Genomic DNA, 16,738 nt, shown 5'->3' with positions numbered 1-16,738 from the left:
AACCTTTTCGGCGACAGTCAGATGTACAGGATCATCAGGCAGAGGACGCAAGTGTAGAGCGCGACCTCGAACAGGGCGAGATGCCAGAACCATTTCATGATGCCGCTCCACCATAAAAGGGAGCGCAGCAGCATGGTCACAGGCAGCGCCGCAATGGCATAGACGACAATCGGTGCCATGAAGACACCGAAGAGATTGAATTCGGTCAGCATCAGGCGGTTCTCATTCCGAACGGGCCAGTCGTGGACAATACGGGAAGGGTCAGGCGGTTATTGGCGCCGGGCATATCCGCCGCCATCTGTAGCGGACCATGGCGATGGAAGAAACCGGGGATTGCCCCAATCAGCAGCGATGCCTGTTCCAGGCAGGCGGCGATACGGCGTGTGGGCGTATGTGCCGGCATCCCCCGGCGTTCAAGGTGGGACAGAAGCGTCAGCGCGGTTGCGCGCAGCGTCTGGACCGTAAGCGCCGGGTCGGAACGCAGGTAACGGAACGCGCCAAGCGCCTGCGTCACGCGTTCGCGGTCTTCTGCGTGAATTGCAGGGGATGTGACAAGGGTGCGCAACCGGACCAGCACCCGGCCCAGCGATACGGCCATGAACGCCGCATCCGTCAGTTCATAGACCCGCCCCGGTGACGATACGAGGGAGAAGCGTTGTATGATGCGCAGTATTTTTTGCATCTGCAGGTTTTCCCACACCGGCCATTCGACATGCTGACCCAGTGGCTGGCGGGCCAGATGTTCGGTCGCGCGTGCGATGGAGGCCACCAGCCGCCCCGAGTCGAGGCGATGGTTGGCGGGCAGGATGACGCGGAACACCAGTGCGATGGACACCACGCCCAGCGCGAAGGCCATCCATGTATTCATCAGCGACAGGTCGTCATAGGTGATGGGGTTGCGCACCTGTACCATGGCGTTGAAGAACACCGCATAGCCGAATCCGCGCATGGCGTGGCGTGGATGGAACTGCAACCATATCCCCGGCAGCAGGCACAGTGACAGCGACAGCCACAGCAGCGGGTAGCCGTCGATGCGCGGCAACAAAAAGGTCTGGCAGATGAAGGCGGCGGGAATGGCCGCGAATGTGCCGCTTGCGAACATGACGCTGGCACGTGACGCCAGCGGGCTTGTCGCCAGCAGGCATGATGCCGGGATCAGGTAGGTCAGCATGTTCGCCCCGTGGGTCCAGCGGCAGATATACCAGAACATGCAACCCAGCAGGGTGACGAACGCGCCGCGCGTACCGTTGCGCAGGGCGGCGGGCCAGTCGAAATACAGTTTCAGGCCGATGGCGCGGACATGTTCCTGTGGTCCCATGAAATCATCAAGCGCCGCACAGAGCTGCGCCAGTACGTCGCGTTCATTGTCGATGAAGGCGATGGTCGGCAGGTCCTGCGTCTGTTCGCCGAGTTCGTCGAGTTCTGTCATCGCCGCGCGGATGCGCCGACGGATGGGGCGCATGTTGTCGCGCGCTTCCAGATGCAGGTCCTCTGGCGGCAGGGTCGCGAAATGCCGCATGATCTCCTGGCGGATATGCCGCGCCGTCCGCGCCTGCCGGGTCATCGGCGGTTCATCCTGCCAGATGGGATGATGCGCGCTCAGCAACCCCAAAAGACGCGCCACCCCCCCACGCAGGCCACGCGCGCGCAGGCTGACGCTGTAATTGTCGGCTGCGGCGTATTCGATGGCTTCCACCAGGGCGTTGGCCTGCGACAGCAGGCGCGCACGCTGGTCATATGATGTGATCGACATGGCGCGGAAGGACAGGGGCTGTCCCGCGTCATCGGGCATGGAGGTTGCGTCATTCCATGACGGATCGCTTGGCTGCGCGAAATGGGAGGTGATGTTGCGCAACACCTGGTCGATCTGGCGTATGACCTTTTCAGGATGGCTGATATTCGTCAGCAGGAAGACGAATGCGGTACTCAGGATGCCCACTGTCACCGCCGACAGGCGTGACATCGCGGCCATGAAGATATGGTCCGGTTCGCTGAAGGCGGAAACGGAAATCAGGATGATGGTATAACCCGTCAGCACTGCTGCATACGCCTTGTAAAAGCGCAGCAGGGTGGACACGCAGCATGCCAGCCCGATGATGAACGACAGCCCCATGAAATACAGCACGGGCGATTGTGGAAAAAGCGCCATCAGCGCGATGGCGGAGGTCGCGCCGATGATCGTGCCGAAAATACGCCACACGCTTTTCGACACCATTGCGCCCACGACGGGATTGGCGACGATCAACACCGTCGTGACCGAAGACATCGGTGTCTGGAGTTGCAGGTCGAAGGCCAGGAACAGTGCAAGCCCCACCGCCAGCAACGTACGGATGCTGTAGGCAATCGTGGGGCGCACCGTTTTCCAGTCGGGGAAAACAAAGGTTCCCAGCCGGAGCAGGGGCCGCGACAGCGCGCCGTGGGGGGGGATCAGCCTCATGAACGGACGGAGGCCCCGGTCGCCATGCGATCCGTGTACAGGTTGGCCTCAATCCGGTCGAAGACGGAATAGCACGCCGTCAGTTCGGAATCCGAAATGCCCGACAGCAGGCGATGCGAGACGGCGTCCACCGCGTCACGCACCTGACGTTCGATCCGCTCCCCCTCCTGCGTCAGGCGTACCAGCTTGGAGCGGCGATCTTCCTCGTCGCGGGAACGGAAGACGAGTCCGCGGCGTTCAAGCACATCAAGAAGGCGGGCGACCGATGGGGCCTCGATCTCAAGGGCGCGGGCAAGGTCGGTCTGCCGTACCGGCGGCATCAGAAGGCCCAGATACAGGACAGGCCGCCAGGTGGCTTCGGTCAGGCCATAATCGCGCAGGTCATGGTCCACCTGTCGCCGCCATGCCGTGCCAAGGCGCGCCAGCCTGCGTCTGAAGGACCGTTCTCGTTCAAGGCGCTCGGTATCGGCCATTGCATCCTGCCAGCCGGGTTGGAAAAAATCATGAGCATGCAAACTATTTGCCTGCTTACGATTGCGTGCAGTCGCACGTTTCCAGAAAAAGTGTCCGGGAGCCAATGCAATTTCGTCATGGATACCATCTGACAATGATGTGCATCAATCATGATGGTATGCATGACGGCGGGGGCGGCGGCCCCCGATGGTCACATCAGGAGCGGGGGCGGCGTCCTGTCACGGTCTGGAACAGGTTCCAGATTGCGCGCCCGGTGTGACGTGTCACCGGCCCGGCGACGGTGCCCACCACGGCGGACAGCGCCACCGTCTGGCGCAGTTCATTAAGGGCATGTTCGCGGGCGAAGCGGACACGGATTTCTTCGGCCGTCATATAGGACCGCCGTCCCATGAAGGCGAACATGCACGCGGCGATGATATCCACCGCAAAGACCGCGCATGACGCGCCAAGAACGCTGAGGCCAAGGGTCTGGTAACAGAAAGCCCACAGCAGGCCATGGCCCGTTATGGTCGCGAAACCACCAAAAACGGCCGCGACAACCAGAAAGGCAGCCTGGCGGCCAAGGCGGATGGCCATCAATTTGCGTAGGGTGAGTTCCCCATCAATGATGGTCTTGCCGATTTCGCCTATTCTCATTGCTGTCGCGTGTCCTCTGGTTTCGTCAGGCTACCAAGCCTTATTTCGTGGCGCGGCCAAGAAAGTAGCCGATTGCCGAGAAAATGGCGATAGCCAGAAAGGAACGTCCGCGCGAGCGGGTCTTGGTCGGGGCTTCGGCCAGTTCACGCGCGTTGGTGGCCAGGTGTTCCGCCTTTTCGACGGCGGTGTGCAGGGCCTGCTTGCCATGCGTCTGCAGCAGGTTTTCGACGTGGGACTTCAGTGCCTGAAGGTCTTCGTGCGTGACGTGCTTGATGTCTGTCTTTGTCATTTTCTTGTCCTTGCAAAGGGGCGGGCCCGATGATCCTCTGGTAAGGAGGAAGGAAACACTTATAACCCTTTCTTTGGATAGTCAGGTTTCTGTTATCGCATGCCACCTTTCTCCTCACGACTGGTTGTCCGCAATCTGGTCACAACTGCCGATACCGCCCCGTTTTCCTTTGGTGTCGGGGCGGGGGAATGCCTTGCCCTGCTGGGAAACCGCGGTGCGGACCTGTCGGCGGTGGCCGACGCACTGGTGGGGCAGCGGCCATTGCTTGACGGTAACGTCATGGTGGGGGGGATCGATGTGTCGGGTCGCCCACCGCTCACGCGGATGTGTGGCCTGTGGGGGGCGCGCGATCCGCTGTTCGCGCACCTGACGGTTTTCCACAACCTGCTGTTTCCGCTGCGTGTCCGTGGTATTGCCCGGGCGGAGGCGGCGGACCGTGCGCGTCAGGCCATGGCTTTGCTGGGGCTGGAGGGGCTGGGCCATGTGCGGCCTGCCGCGCTGGATGCGGAACAGGTCCTGCGCGCCGGACTGGCGCGGGTCATGGTCTGCGCGCCGCCGGTCATCGTGCTGGATGATCCCTTCGCCCCGCTGCCGGCGGACCGGCGGGGGATGATGCGCAATTTCCTTGGCCGCCTGATCCGTGCGCGTGACCTGTGTGTGGTGATGGCCACCTGTGATCGTGATGATGCGCTGGTGGTGGGGGACCGTATTGCGTTCTTTGACGGTGCAGAACATTTGCAGACCGGGGCGGCGGCGGACCTGTTCGACCGTCCGGCATGCGACCGCGTGGCCACCGGTTTTGCCGGGGCGAATGCCCTGACCGGGCGCGTGTCCTATATCGAGGAGGATGTCGCCGTCATCCGCCTGCCCGACGGGTTGACGGTGCAGGCCATGGCGGCGCCCGGCCTGGCGGAAGACAGCCTTTGCACCGTATGCGTGCGTCCTGACCGCATTGCGACCCTGTTTCCCGCGCGACCGGGGGCGATGGGCAGCCTTGCCACCGATGACGGCGAATCCGCGATGCTGCCCGCGGTTCTGGTGGACATGCGTCACATGGGCACATACATCCGCATGCGCATGAGGCTGTCGAATGGCGATGAGCTGCTGGTGCGCCGTCCCCCGTTGCAGATCGTGTGCGGGGTGGAACCCGGTCGTCCGGCGTTGCTGGCGTGGCAGGCGGGGCAGGCGATTGCCTTTCCGTTCCGTCATGAAATGCGCTAGCGTCCGATGTTCCGTCTCCCTGTGGCCGCACCGGCGGTCATGCCGTCTTGTGAAGGTCTTTCCCGCTGTTTTCCCTGTTGTCCTTTCCGTTGAGCAGTGCGTGCCTTTTGCCCCGCCTGTCGCCGCGTCGCGTGTCGTGTCTTTTCATCATCATGGCGCTGGCGTGGAATATCGTGTGTGCGCCCGAAGTGCTGGCCGCCCGTCTGGTGTCCACCGTCCATCACCACCGCCTTGCCGTCCTGAGCGTCGCGACACAGGACGATACATTGGGCAGGGTGCAGGACCGTGCCTATTTCCAGCCTTTTGCAAGGAAGGCGGGGATACGTGTCGTGCGTCGGACATGGGATGGGCAGGCGACGACGCTGGCGGCGCATGCCGCGACAGAATCCACGCCCGCCACATGGGCGGTCGTCTTTGGCGAAGACAGTGCAATTCGTACATCGTGCATACAGGGCACCCTGGTGCGCCTGGCGGGCAGTGCGGACAATCCCGACGGATGTGGCGTCGCCGCGCTGCATCCGGCCATCGTCCTGGCATGGGATCGCGGGTGGCGTCCTGCATCCCCACGTTGGGCCGATTTCTGGGATGTGGTGCGCTTTCCCGGCAAACGGGGGCTGCGACGTGACCCGCGCTCGACGCTGGAAATCGCATTGATGGCCGATGGCGTGCCACCGCATGACGTATATGACGTGCTGTCCACCGGGCCGGGCATCGACCGGGCATTTCGTAAGCTGACGCAGTTGCGCCCGTATATTACATGGTGGTCCACGCCAGAGGAATCAGCCCGCATCATTGAAAATGGCAGTGTGCTGATGGGCAGTGTCTTCAGCAATGAGATCGCCCGCCTGCCCGCGCGTCGTCATGATATCGGCGTGCAGTGGGCGCAGAGCCTGGGCGAATGTCTGTCATGGGCGCTGGTGCAGGGGGTATCCCCCGCCATGGCGGGGCAGGCGCGCGATCTGCTGCATTATATAGTGCAGCCTGAACAGCAGGATCGTTTTGCCGCCCTTTATCCCATGGGGCAGGTTGCCGCCGGGTCGCCGGCGGGCGAACCCTCGGTCGACCTGCCCATGGATCTGGAGTTCTGGGGTGCGCACCTGCCGGACCTGTCACAGCGTTTTGCCGACTGGCTGCGTGGACCTGCGTGATGCCACGTGTCTTTTGTTCGCGGTGGTGGCGGTATGATGTTGCTTCCTGATATGGCGGAATGCGCCATGACGGCGTTCATCATGGCGGTGGTGGTCATGGGGGCATGCATGTTCATGCGGCGTCGCATGCCATGGGGACCTGCCGTGGTGCAGGTGTTGCTGTTACTGGTGCTGGTGCCGGGGATGGCCGGTGTGTTGTGGCTGCCGCATTGGGGCGGGGCGGCGGGGAATGTGGCCCTGTGGCCGGTATTGCAGGGCATGTTTGTGTGCCCTCTTGTGACGGTGCTGCCGTTGCGAGCGCTGATGCGCGTGCCTGCGAGCGTGTCGCGCACGGCATGGGGGCTGGGGGCGGGGCCATGGATGCGTGCGCGTCTGTTGTGGTTGCCGTTGCTTGGGCCGTCACTGGTGCTGTCTGCCTGCGCGGGACTGGGGATGGGGGTGTTGGCCGCCATGGTGGATATGGGGGCGACCCTCGGGACATGACGGGACGGGGACAGGAGGCAATGGGCATGGATAGCCGTAATGACGGAGGGGACCGTCCGTTCTGGATGACGGTTCCGCTGTCACGTATGACGCGCCAGCAATGGGAATCGCTGTGTGACGGGTGTGGCCGGTGCTGCCTGCACAAACTGCGTGATGATGAGACGGAGGAGATCGTCTTTACCGATGTTGCCTGTCGTCTGCTGGATACCACGACGTGCCTGTGTAAGGATTATCCGCATCGACAGCGCAAGGTTCAGGATTGTATCAGCCTGACGCCGGACATGCTGAAGGATATCGACTGGCTTCCTCCCACCTGTGGATACCGTCTGATACAGGAGGGACGGCCCCTGCCATGGTGGCATCCGCTGGTTTCGGGACGGGCCGATACGGTGCATGAGGCCGGGGTTTCGGTCAGCGGGCGTGTCATTAGCGAACGTCGTGCCGGTGCGTTGGAGGATCATGTCGTTGAATGGCCGGGTGAATGTCCCCCCGGTGCCGACGGCACGCAGGCCCCGGACATTCCGTCGCGCGAATGATATCCGATGGCCCCGAAACCGTGGCCATCGCCAGTAGGCAGGTCACGGTATGCTGGCGTCGTTCGGCGCGGGCGCGGCGCATTTCCATGCGGATTGATGCACGCAGCGGTCATGTCATCCTGACCCTGCCGCCACGCGCCCGACGTGATGATGCACTGGCGCTGTTGCGGTCACATTCGGCGTGGGTGGTGGCCAATCTTGCCCGCATACCGCAGGCCCCGCGATGGCATGATGGGGGACAGGTGCTGATTGATGGACGGCCCCATGTCATTCGCCATTGTCCGCAGGCCCGGCGTGGCGTGTGGATAGAGGGCGAGGTGATACATGTCAGTGGGGAAGCCGCGTTTCTGGTAAGACGCCTGCTGGCTTTCCTGCGGGAGGAGGCGCGGACCCGCCTTGGGGCGGGGCTGGACGCGCTGTCACGGCAGGCGGGATTGCGCCCCACGCGGCTGACGGTGCGCGATACACGCAGCCGGTGGGGCAGTTGTACTGCTGATGGGGCAATCATGCTGTGCTGGCGTCTGATCATGGCCCCAACAGAGGTGCAGCATTACGTGATGGCCCATGAACTGGCGCATTTGCGGCACATGAACCATGGGCCGGATTTCTGGATGCTGGTGGATCGCCTGACCCCGCATCGGCGTATGGCCGAGCTATGGCTACGTCGCGAAGGGGCCACCCTGTTGCGCGATATGCAGGAATGACCCGGAGGGGCGGAGGGATATTTTTTGTGTGAAAATATCCTTAAACCGCGACGGGTTGAGTTGTCGTGGATGGTGTGTGTGCTAGAAGATGCGCTTAATGCGAGCTTGGCGGAATGGTAGACGCACGAGACTTAAAATCTTGCGCCCGTTAACAGGGCGTGCGGGTTCGAGTCCCGCAGTTCGCACCACTCATAACACATTGATTTCATTGACTTTTATGGTCTTTCCATAACCATAAAAGCCGAGCCTTCTACAATCGGCTTCTACAAAATGAGCCGTCTGTATGTTGATTCGTCTCCAATCCGGGTATCATTTCCGCAGGGCCGTGCCTTCACATATCCGTGATGTTGTGGGCAAAAAGGAGCTATGGCTCTCCCTTGGCACTAACAAACGCGAGGTTGCCAAACCATATGCGTGTGCAGTTTTCGCAGAGACCGAAAGGCTGTTCCGTTCCGTAATGCACCTCAAGACAGAACTCAGCGAAAACGAAAATTTTATCAGGAATGAACTGCCTGAAGACGCACAGGAACTCTTTGACCTGCTTATTCAGGACTACCAGCACAGGATTGCATCCTTACAGACGCAATATGACCATCAGAGACTCAGACATTCCATGGAAAGTCTGGAACAGGTGGAAAAGCTGGAGAAAGCCAGAAATCTGACTGGCAGAAGTGTGCATCTGCTGGAACGCACTGTTACAGACCTGAAAAAGACCAAAGCCAGCCTTCCAGCCCTGACGGATATTCAAAGCCAGATTAAGGACATGAAAGCCTTTCTGGCTCCGAAGGAAAAACCTTCTCCCCTGTTTTCAGAAGCGATTAAAATTTTTCTGGAAAGCAAGGACACCACAGTCAAATCCACTGTGGTTAAATCCTACGAACGCACCTTCAAACGCTTTCTCGAAGTTTGTGGGGATAAACCCATGCGGGATTATACCGGGGCAGATGTCGGGCATTTCAAAGCCCTGATGGAACAGCTACCGGAAAGTTATGGCAAACAGCGCAATGACACCCGGACAGTTCAGGAATTTGTGGCAGATGCGAAGAAACGCAAGTTGGCCCGCATTTCCGGGAAATCAGTCAAAAACCATTTCACCAAGCTTTCCGGACTTTGGAAGCATTTCCTTCTGCGTGACCTTGTAGACCGTAACGTGTTCACAGGTGGCTGGCAGTTTGACACAAAGTCCAAAACCAATCGTGTGCGCTGGAGTGACAGCGACTTAAAGACCATTGCTGGTCAGCCCTGGCAGTTTGGCACCATCAGCCATAAGACAGCCTCCATGATTGTGGGGATTGCGTCTTACACAGGGATGCGACTGGAAGAAATCTGTCGTTTAAGACCGCAGGACATTCAGGAGATTCAAGGTATTCCCTGCATTCTGGTGCAGGATCACCCTGCCCTGAAAGGAAAACCCTGGACGGAATGGAGTGCGAAGACAGAGGCCGGGAAACGTGTTGTTCCCATCTGCACGGCCTTACAGGAAGCCGGATTGCTGGACCTTGCCCAAAGAGCCATGAACCAGAAACGTCACTATCTGTTCCATGACCTGGACTTTAAGGGGCAGGACAACAAACGTTCTGCTCACTTCCAGAGAGACTTCAGCAAGTTCAAATCACGCCTTGGTATTGGCAGGAGCGTGGTGTTCCATTCGTTCCGGCATAATGTGTCTACCAAACTCAGAAACATTCATGAGCATGGTGAAGGTGGCTTACGTGAATCCTGGATTGATGACTTTTTAGGTCATGAAAGCATCAATAAGTCAGTGGGGAGTACTGTCTATTTCGATGATGTAGACATTATGAACCTTAAAAGAGTCGCAGAAAGTGTGAAATACCCTACTTTTTGGAACATCAGATATCTATTAAAATAGACTTGACATTGATCAAACTCTCAAAAAAGAAATGAACTTGTAAAATAAAGTATGGCGTTTCAATAAAAAATATTTAATGTGATTGCGGATATTACCTACCTTACAATCATAAACTGGTTAAAATAAATGTCGACAGAAAAAAAAATCTATGCCTTTATTTCCTCTGGACTTTTTCCATCTTCTTTTGGGGAAATATTTCCTGAAACAATAAATGATAACATTATTTATGAAGATGAATGCTTCACATTTGATTTTAAAGAAAATTCACCTCAAAACCTGTCTTCTGATCCTTATGGATTTGGTATTATTAAAACTTTATTGGGAATGCACAACTCGTATGGAGGATGTATAATATTTGGCGTCAACAAAAATAGGGAAATCGTTGGCCTTGTTGATGATATAAATATAGAATCTATAAACAATTTTATTAGATCTGTCTGCACATCAGAACTAACAATAAAATCCAAAACATATTTTTACAAAGAAAAAAAAATAATAATACTTTATGCACAAAAAAGAAAAAACCACATGCCTATTTCTATAAATAAAAATTTCTCTATAATTTCTGGAACAAAAACCAAAAAATATGAAACTGGAACTATTTTTATTAGACTACACCACGAAACGATTGAAGCAAACTCAAGCAATATACCCTTTCTAGTTTCTAGTAGGAACTTAGAAGAGGAAGGTGTCGGTTTCCCCGTCCATCGTTCGATACCTCCTTCATCCTCTACAATTAAAGCATTCGTAAACCGTCCTGAAATAGAATGGAATTTATGGCGATGGCTACTTGAAGAAGAATTTATGCCACGCTTCTATCTCTGCGGAACTGGCGGTTCAGGAAAAAGCACTCTCGCCTACGAATTTGCAAAAACTTTATCAGACTTTGGTTCTAATATTGATTTTTCTTGTGGCAGCAATCCTGACTACATAATTTATTTATCCGCCAAAGAAACAGAGTTGGATGTATTAAAAGCTACGGAGAAAAAATTTCTTGGGCGTGATTTCAAAAACAAAATAGATATGTATAAAGAAATATTAAAAAATGGTGCGGCTTTTTCCACAGAAGAATTAAGTAATTGCACAACAACACAACTTGAAAGTAAACTTATAGAATTTTTCTCTAATTATTCTGGTTTAATTGTCCTTGATGATATTGATGCGCTATCGCGAGTAGGAGAAGATACCGGAGAGGAAACTCTCTATGCCATTATCAATAGAGGCTCCAAAAAGCAAAAAATCCTATATACTATGCGTAACGAACCATTTTATGCAAAGTCTTCAGCGATGCAAGTTGGAGGACTAAAAGACAACGAACTGATAACATTTTTAAAAGCTGTTTGCAGACAGTTTTCGGTTCCTACACCTTCAGAAAAAGACTTAAGAGAAATAAAAATCGTATCCTCGTCTCTACCCTTGTTGATTGAAACTATAGTTGGAATCCGACGATATGAATCTAGTTACGCAGATGCCATAAAAACTTTCACACGCGATGGTGGCGTCGAAGCTCGGAAATATTTATATGATAGAGAGTTCCGCTCATTAACAAGCACCCCTCGTGCAAAAATAATTCTATTTGGAATAGATTACTTCGGAGATGTTTTATCTTTACGTGAAATATCTGTGATATTTGTTCTCATCCCAAGAGAAGAAATCGAAGAATGCATATCTAAGTTACGAATAATATTTTTAACTATTTCTGAAGGTGAAGGAGGTGAAATTAAATATGCAGTTTCCCCATCAAGTTCAAGTTATGTAAAAGATATATATTTCAATAACCCAAATTATGATTACATCAAAAGGACAGTTGACACGTATAAAAAATCCCCTTCTGAATTATCTAAGGATGAGAAAATTAAATTAATGAATGCTCGTAATTTCATTAAAGTGAAAAATTATGATGCGGTAATTTCATTGGCATCCGGTTTGGAAAATTATGATAATGCCCTCTATGGACAAGGTGAATTTCAGGCTCTTTTAGGTCAAGCTTATACATTTTCTCCAACACCAAAATTTGAGCTAGCTCTCAAATGTTTTGATAAAGCACAAAAAAGAAACTACTCTAATATATTTATGATGCGCGCCAAATATATAATTTTCCTTGGAACAGAAAGAATATTTGAGCAAACACCAGAGGTGTGTAATGCGGTTATTGAAAATGCTCAATTTTCAGATCGGAATAAGTCAGAATTTTGTTTGAAGCTAGGAGATTTTTACATAAAAAAATATAAGAAACAAAAACATCATGATACAAAAATTTTAAGGAGCCTTATAGAAAAAGCTATTTCTTCATATGTTAAACATACTATGTTTGGAGATGACGATTATGCACAAGGAGGCTTCATATATAAAAAATTACAATTGTGTTTTGATGAATACGAAAAACTAGTAAACCGAAACCCAAATAATATTATAGAATTAATGGAAAAATTAATTCGTCAAAATATTCATAGCCCTTTACTCATAAAAGAATCAAGTTCTTGTTGGTCTAGGATTATAAAAAATTACAAGACATATGAAGAAACTCACAATATTATTAATGTCATTAATAAAATAAAAGACCAGAGGCGGTTCATTGTAAGCGATTCAATACGACACGATTACATAAAAATATTGGAAGAGGAAGTTATGATTCTAGATAATCTACAAAGTAGTCGTCACTAAAGATTAGGTAGTGTATCAAAACCCCATGTTTCTGGTATGTGTCATTACATCACGCTTTTGTTAACGCATAGACCTTCTGACCAGAGTGATAGCTTTTCGTTTCATTCTGTCAGGAGGTTCAATCCCCATTCCCTGAAGACGTTCCAGCAAAGCCAGAACGGCAGAAGCATCCTCTGCACTGACAACAGGTTTCCTATTGGAAGCCACCAGGGCTTTCCCTGCGTTTCTGTCCTGTTTAATTTTTTCCAGAATAGCCAGTGTCAGCCACTCTCCGGCTTTCATGCCCTGCTTCTGGCTCTGTGTAATGACAGCTTGCCTGACATCAGCAGAAATCCCCCTGATGCCCCATGTTTTCGTAGTGTCTTCCATATATTTCCTTCCCTGTTGAACAGACCTGTCCAACCAGTATGACAGAAACACAGGCAAGGAAGACTGGACATTGCAAGGAATGGCTCAACAGCCAGTTTAACAAAGGATACCCTGAAATCTGGACAACAAAAAAGCCAGACTTGTGAGAATCTGGCTTCCATAACACAGATGGGGAACTACTCCATCCAAACTACTGTTTTTGTGTAAGTTTAGTATGCACAATATTGGGTATTTTGTCAAGTAAAAATACGTTTTTATTAATTGTGTGATGTGTATATAAATACAGTTTATATTTTACTTGCATAAATTAACATTTCATGCTTTAATAATGGAAAAAGCCAGATGCGAGAAACATCTGACTTTAACAAATGCGATGGAGACGAAACCACCGAGAGCAAAACAAGCACTGTTTTTATGATTTGATTATGTAGTATTTAAATGAATTAGTCAAGTAAAAAATGTAGTTCTCGTGATTTTTTCTTCATCCTGATTAAAGGAGAAGAATTTTATGGGACTAGCATTTAAAAAACCTGAAGTAGCACTCGACAGATATCCATACGATTGGAGAATGAAAAGGTTCATGCCTTACAATGCCAATCTGTTTTTCATCATGGGTCAGAAATTAAAACAGCCTGATGCAAAAGGCAGAACATGGTGGGATAAACCTTACCATATCTCGGAATACGAAACCGTTTTTGACATGGCCCAGGATATTGAAGATTCCTATATCTCCATGAACTGGTTTTACAAATGCAGTCGCAAGGGTGAGTTTGTCGCGGTTTTTGACCATATCTGTATCGACCTTGATTGCTACAAATATGAAACCAACCCCACCATTCAATATCATGACCTTGGGGAGAATTATGAAATCCTGCTCAAGTTCTGTGATGATAACAATATCCCCCGTCCCTCCAATATCCTCAGTTCTGGCAGAGGGATTTATCTGCATTATACGTTTGAATGTCCTGTTCCAGCACGATGCAAAGGACGCTTTCAGGCCACTCACAGAGAACTGTTAAGAAAATTTATCCCATGGGGAGCAGACCAGGCAACCTATGATTTTTCACGTGTCTTTCGTCTTCCTGGGAGTGTGAACTCCCATCATCCAAGGCGACATCGATGCGAGTTCCTTGATTACAGAGGGAAGTTCTATGACTTCTCGACCCTGTGCGACATGGTTCTTCCAAAGAAATACGAGGATTACAAAAAACAGAAGATAGCCAGACAGGAGAGGCGTGAAAAAGCCAGGGTTGAATATCTGGCTCGCAGGAAAACCAATGCGCTTGTTCCTGACGAACGTGGAGCCCAGGGTTTCAAGGGATGGGCCTCATGGGCCAAGAAAGGACTGTATGATCTGAAAACGCTTGGCTTCCTGCGCTACAGGGGACCTGTTCGCAAAGGGGAATGTGATATTTTCTGCCATGAAGCGGGCATCCTGCTGGCTCAGATATCCAATCCTGACAATCTCCCCTCCAATCTGGAACAATGGGCTGAAGGCGTGATTGATGAGGGATATATTGCCAAACATATGCACAACGCCATGCAGACCCTCTACAAAAAAGCCGGTCAGGACTATTCAGCCAAAAAACGACACAAGGGCTATACGACAGGCACAAAGACCATCATTCAGAAATTAGGCATTACCCGTGAGGAAATGAAACATCTGAGTGTCCTCATTGACCATGAGGAAAGATTGCTCAGAAAACGCACAAAACGTCATGAACAGGGAAATGTGGAAAGACCAACCAGTCAGGGACAAAGCCGAGAAGCATGGCTTACGGAAAATAATCTGTCAGTTTCCAAACCATGGGAAGCCCTGAACATTTCCAGGGCAACCTATTACAGAATGAAAAAATCAGGAGCTTTGTAAGGTTCCGGTTTTGTTTTTGACGTGAGACAGGTGTGGACGGATAACTATGGATTATGAAATCCACCCAACATTCTTTTTTTTTCTTTTTTCTTTTTTCTTTTGGTTCTTTTCTTTTTCCATATCACTTTCAGATGAATCAGACGCATTGTCTCTGTTTCTTGTGAGTCACTCTATCAGGTTCGTTCCATATCCCCCGTAAATCTCCATAATTGACCCGTGGAGAAGGTTTTCACCCTACAGGGGAAGATTATACCCTTCGTTCCTGTTGCGTGTCTCTGTGTGGCTTATTTCGCGTTTTACCTGTTCCACCAGATTCATCTGGAAAATCTGTTTCTGGTTTCAAAGATCACTACAGATTTTTTTGTTTTGTAGTGAACTTCCGGTTTCCTCCATAAATGAACCGTAGAAGCATGGTTTGCCCGTGAAGGGTATAATCTTCCCTGAAAGTCTGTTCTGTTTTTCTCCATGGCTTATTTCTCATTGAAACAGCATGTCCGATGCTTTGCCCTACGGGTTATTCCAGTAAACCTGTTTCCGAATGATATCCGGGGTATTTCGTCTGTGTCTGATTTTTTCAACATATAGTCGCACAGGTTTCCTGTTGAACCTTGCTGTGTTTTTTCTCTTACCAGTCAACAGAAAACCCTGTTGACCATTCCATGCAAAACACACAACTGAAACAACAAACAAACCTTTTGATTATTCGCATTAATATTATAACTATTTGTGTATTTATTTATGATAATACATATAAACATTGCAATAACTATAAATATAGTTTATAAATGACGTATATTGAAGGAGTTATTGAATGGAGTAATACTATGATAAATTACAGCACTGTCTTTTCCCTGCTCTCTGAAGGCATCAGAATCCCTGACAAACGTTCCTGCCCCTTGGCTGGACGTTACCTGCGTTGTTTCTCTGATGAACGAAAGGTGGGAAGTTCAACCGTTTTTTACATTCGTGATTTTGTCATGGTGAATGCACCAAGAACATCTATTGCTGATAAAGTGGAAGAGGTGGGTTGTGACATAATCGGCTTATTTCCAGGATACATAGACGTTCCTGCGACTATCAAGGACAAGGCTGATTATAAGCGTAAAGTTCTGGAACAATTGGTTGAGCCATATCTTCAGCCTTTTATCACCAAAAAACGTATGGATTTTGGTTTTGACAGGATGCTGATGCCTGCTCTTGGACAATTAAGGAACTGCTTCTCTCAGGTTCAGAAGACCATCCTGAAAGACATCTGGGAAGGACTGAAACCCGCAGAGATTTCCATGCTGTGGTGGAACAATGATTTTTCCCGTCTCATGACCAGCCTGGACACTGACAAGGCGTTAAAAACCTTGTTGAGACAGATAGAAAGACCCGGAAAACTGGCTCAGTGTCCTATCTCACAAAAGAAGAAAATTCCTGCAAAAGCGTATCTGGTGTTGAATGTTGAAACGACAGGCCGAGAAGAACAGGACCAGGTGCTTCAGATTACGATAACAGACCATAAGGGGAATCTGCTGTTCAATCGTTTCTGCCAACCTTCTGTGTCCATTCAGAAGCAAGCCAGCGACCATCATCACATGACGAAGGATATTTTCACACGTGCAACACTTATGGGAAACCAGAGTGTCACAACATGGCAGGACATTTACCCTGAAGTCGTCAAACACCTGTCTGACAGGACTGTCTATGCGTTTAATGTAACTTTTGACGCTCAGATGGTCCTGAACACCTGCAAGGCTTTTAATCTTGATACAGACTGGATGAAGACCTGCCATTGGGTGAATATGAAGCTTTACATGAACTCAGCCACTCGTATTGGCAAAGAGTTAGCCGGGGAACTGGTTGATGAGTTTGAAGAAATTGTAATCGTATCGGCTCAGGTCATTCCCTTTCCGGTTCACCGCTGGCAACAGTTTGCGAAAGAGGAACGTGTGGGTGTGCAGGGCTAATCATCGATAAAATTTTATCACTTTCAATCATTCTGCTTTGTCTAAGAGCCTGATCCGAAAGTTTTTGAACAATACCAGCCTGTTG

At 51.1% G+C, this 16,738-nt stretch carries 15 protein-coding genes and 1 tRNA gene; 10 read left to right on the top strand and 6 right to left on the bottom strand.

All coding sequences use genetic code 11. The features are described from left to right. Window positions 1-17 precede the first annotated feature (17 nt). From B7G66_RS01030 to B7G66_RS01010, 5 genes are all read right to left on the bottom strand, one after another. Window positions 18-212 (bottom strand): DUF1656 domain-containing protein, encoded by a 195-nt coding sequence (locus tag B7G66_RS01030; protein ID WP_003616576.1) that lies wholly within the window; start codon window positions 210-212, stop codon window positions 18-20. After that, window positions 212-2,437, bottom strand: coding sequence for an FUSC family protein (locus tag B7G66_RS01025; RefSeq protein WP_003616574.1), 2,226 nt, complete (start codon window positions 2,435-2,437; stop codon window positions 212-214). The genes B7G66_RS01030 and B7G66_RS01025 overlap by 1 nt, the downstream gene beginning before the upstream one ends. Beyond that, window positions 2,434-2,910: a MarR family winged helix-turn-helix transcriptional regulator gene (locus B7G66_RS01020; RefSeq protein WP_003616572.1), complete on the bottom strand. Its 477-nt coding sequence runs from the start codon at window positions 2,908-2,910 to the stop codon at window positions 2,434-2,436. The genes B7G66_RS01025 and B7G66_RS01020 overlap by 4 nt, the downstream gene beginning before the upstream one ends. Window positions 2,911-3,106: 196 nt before the next feature. Further along, a complete protein-coding gene (locus B7G66_RS01015; protein ID WP_003616570.1) occupies window positions 3,107-3,547 on the bottom strand; it encodes a hypothetical protein in 441 nt (146 codons plus the stop codon). Window positions 3,548-3,587: 40 nt separating this feature from the next. Further along, the gene (locus B7G66_RS01010) at window positions 3,588-3,836 is read right to left on the bottom strand and encodes a hypothetical protein (RefSeq protein WP_003616569.1); all 249 of its coding nucleotides are present in this window, start codon (window positions 3,834-3,836) and stop codon (window positions 3,588-3,590) included. A gap of 99 nt (window positions 3,837-3,935) precedes the next feature. On the opposite strand from B7G66_RS01010, the gene B7G66_RS01005 reads away from it, so the two are divergent. The 8 genes from B7G66_RS01005 (at window position 3,936) to B7G66_RS00970 (ending at window position 12,462) form a co-directional block, all read left to right on the top strand. Next, the gene (locus B7G66_RS01005; RefSeq protein WP_003616567.1) at window positions 3,936-5,057 is read left to right on the top strand and encodes an ABC transporter ATP-binding protein; all 1,122 of its coding nucleotides are present in this window, start codon (window positions 3,936-3,938) and stop codon (window positions 5,055-5,057) included. A 107-nt stretch (window positions 5,058-5,164) separates the two neighbouring features. Beyond that, the gene (locus tag B7G66_RS01000) at window positions 5,165-6,205 is read left to right on the top strand and encodes an extracellular solute-binding protein (protein WP_003616565.1); all 1,041 of its coding nucleotides are present in this window, start codon (window positions 5,165-5,167) and stop codon (window positions 6,203-6,205) included. 33 nt (window positions 6,206-6,238) lie between these two features. Next, on the top strand, window positions 6,239-6,688 hold the full coding sequence (locus B7G66_RS00995; protein ID WP_048858768.1) for a hypothetical protein: 450 nt from the start codon (window positions 6,239-6,241) through the stop codon (window positions 6,686-6,688). A gap of 20 nt (window positions 6,689-6,708) precedes the next feature. Next, complete coding sequence (locus tag B7G66_RS00990; RefSeq protein WP_003616561.1) at window positions 6,709-7,224, top strand: YcgN family cysteine cluster protein; 516 nt, start codon at window positions 6,709-6,711, stop codon at window positions 7,222-7,224. Continuing rightward, window positions 7,221-7,928, top strand: a complete 708-nt coding sequence (locus B7G66_RS00985; protein ID WP_003616559.1) for a M48 family metallopeptidase — start codon at window positions 7,221-7,223, stop codon at window positions 7,926-7,928. The genes B7G66_RS00990 and B7G66_RS00985 overlap by 4 nt, the downstream gene beginning before the upstream one ends. A 99-nt stretch (window positions 7,929-8,027) precedes the next feature. Beyond that, window positions 8,028-8,116 (top strand) — tRNA-Leu (locus tag B7G66_RS00980). A 95-nt stretch (window positions 8,117-8,211) separates the two neighbouring features. Next, the gene (locus B7G66_RS00975; RefSeq protein WP_003616557.1) at window positions 8,212-9,798 is read left to right on the top strand and encodes a DUF6538 domain-containing protein; all 1,587 of its coding nucleotides are present in this window, start codon (window positions 8,212-8,214) and stop codon (window positions 9,796-9,798) included. Between the two features lie 126 nt (window positions 9,799-9,924). Further along, on the top strand, window positions 9,925-12,462 hold the full coding sequence (locus B7G66_RS00970; protein WP_080937621.1) for an ATP-binding protein: 2,538 nt from the start codon (window positions 9,925-9,927) through the stop codon (window positions 12,460-12,462). A gap of 60 nt (window positions 12,463-12,522) precedes the next feature. Here the strand turns inward: B7G66_RS00970 and B7G66_RS00965 are convergent, their stop codons facing one another. Continuing rightward, window positions 12,523-12,831, bottom strand: a complete 309-nt coding sequence (locus B7G66_RS00965) for a hypothetical protein (RefSeq protein ID WP_003616554.1) — start codon at window positions 12,829-12,831, stop codon at window positions 12,523-12,525. A 580-nt stretch (window positions 12,832-13,411) separates the two neighbouring features. Between B7G66_RS00965 and B7G66_RS17025 the strand changes: the two genes are divergently transcribed. Together B7G66_RS17025 and B7G66_RS00950 are read left to right on the top strand one after the other, a co-directional pair. Further along, entirely contained in the window at window positions 13,412-14,701 is a 1,290-nt protein-coding gene (locus B7G66_RS17025) for a hypothetical protein (protein ID WP_003616553.1), read from the top strand. 785 nt (window positions 14,702-15,486) lie between these two features. Continuing rightward, complete coding sequence (locus B7G66_RS00950) at window positions 15,487-16,653, top strand: 3'-5' exonuclease family protein (RefSeq protein ID WP_141313030.1); 1,167 nt, start codon at window positions 15,487-15,489, stop codon at window positions 16,651-16,653. Window positions 16,654-16,738 lie beyond the last annotated feature (85 nt).

The organism is Novacetimonas hansenii JCM 7643, from assembly GCF_000964405.1.
Classification (GTDB): domain Bacteria; phylum Pseudomonadota; class Alphaproteobacteria; order Acetobacterales; family Acetobacteraceae; genus Novacetimonas; species Novacetimonas hansenii.
Note: the sequence above shows the minus strand (reverse complement) of the source record. Positions and strands in the feature narration are given on the sequence as shown.

Excerpts from the sequence above, each read along its gene's own strand:
- B7G66_RS00970 (WP_080937621.1), top strand. The coding sequence starts at position 9,925 with ATGTCGACAGAAAAAAAAATCTATGCCTTTATTTCCTCTGGACTTTTT.
- B7G66_RS01015 (WP_003616570.1), bottom strand. The coding sequence starts at position 3,547 with ATGAGAATAGGCGAAATCGGCAAGACCATCATTGATGGGGAACTCACC.
- B7G66_RS00975 (WP_003616557.1), top strand. The coding sequence starts at position 8,212 with ATGTTGATTCGTCTCCAATCCGGGTATCATTTCCGCAGGGCCGTGCCT.
- B7G66_RS00995 (WP_048858768.1), top strand. The coding sequence starts at position 6,239 with ATGATGTTGCTTCCTGATATGGCGGAATGCGCCATGACGGCGTTCATC.
- B7G66_RS00990 (WP_003616561.1), top strand. The coding sequence starts at position 6,709 with ATGGGCATGGATAGCCGTAATGACGGAGGGGACCGTCCGTTCTGGATG.
- B7G66_RS00950 (WP_141313030.1), top strand. The coding sequence starts at position 15,487 with ATGACGTATATTGAAGGAGTTATTGAATGGAGTAATACTATGATAAAT.
- B7G66_RS01025 (WP_003616574.1), bottom strand. The coding sequence starts at position 2,437 with ATGAGGCTGATCCCCCCCCACGGCGCGCTGTCGCGGCCCCTGCTCCGG.
- B7G66_RS01030 (WP_003616576.1), bottom strand. The coding sequence starts at position 212 with ATGCTGACCGAATTCAATCTCTTCGGTGTCTTCATGGCACCGATTGTC.
- B7G66_RS01010 (WP_003616569.1), bottom strand. The coding sequence starts at position 3,836 with ATGACAAAGACAGACATCAAGCACGTCACGCACGAAGACCTTCAGGCA.
- B7G66_RS01005 (WP_003616567.1), top strand. The coding sequence starts at position 3,936 with ATGCCACCTTTCTCCTCACGACTGGTTGTCCGCAATCTGGTCACAACT.
- B7G66_RS00985 (WP_003616559.1), top strand. The coding sequence starts at position 7,221 with ATGATATCCGATGGCCCCGAAACCGTGGCCATCGCCAGTAGGCAGGTC.
- B7G66_RS17025 (WP_003616553.1), top strand. The coding sequence starts at position 13,412 with ATGCCTTACAATGCCAATCTGTTTTTCATCATGGGTCAGAAATTAAAA.
- B7G66_RS00965 (WP_003616554.1), bottom strand. The coding sequence starts at position 12,831 with ATGGAAGACACTACGAAAACATGGGGCATCAGGGGGATTTCTGCTGAT.
- B7G66_RS01020 (WP_003616572.1), bottom strand. The coding sequence starts at position 2,910 with ATGGCCGATACCGAGCGCCTTGAACGAGAACGGTCCTTCAGACGCAGG.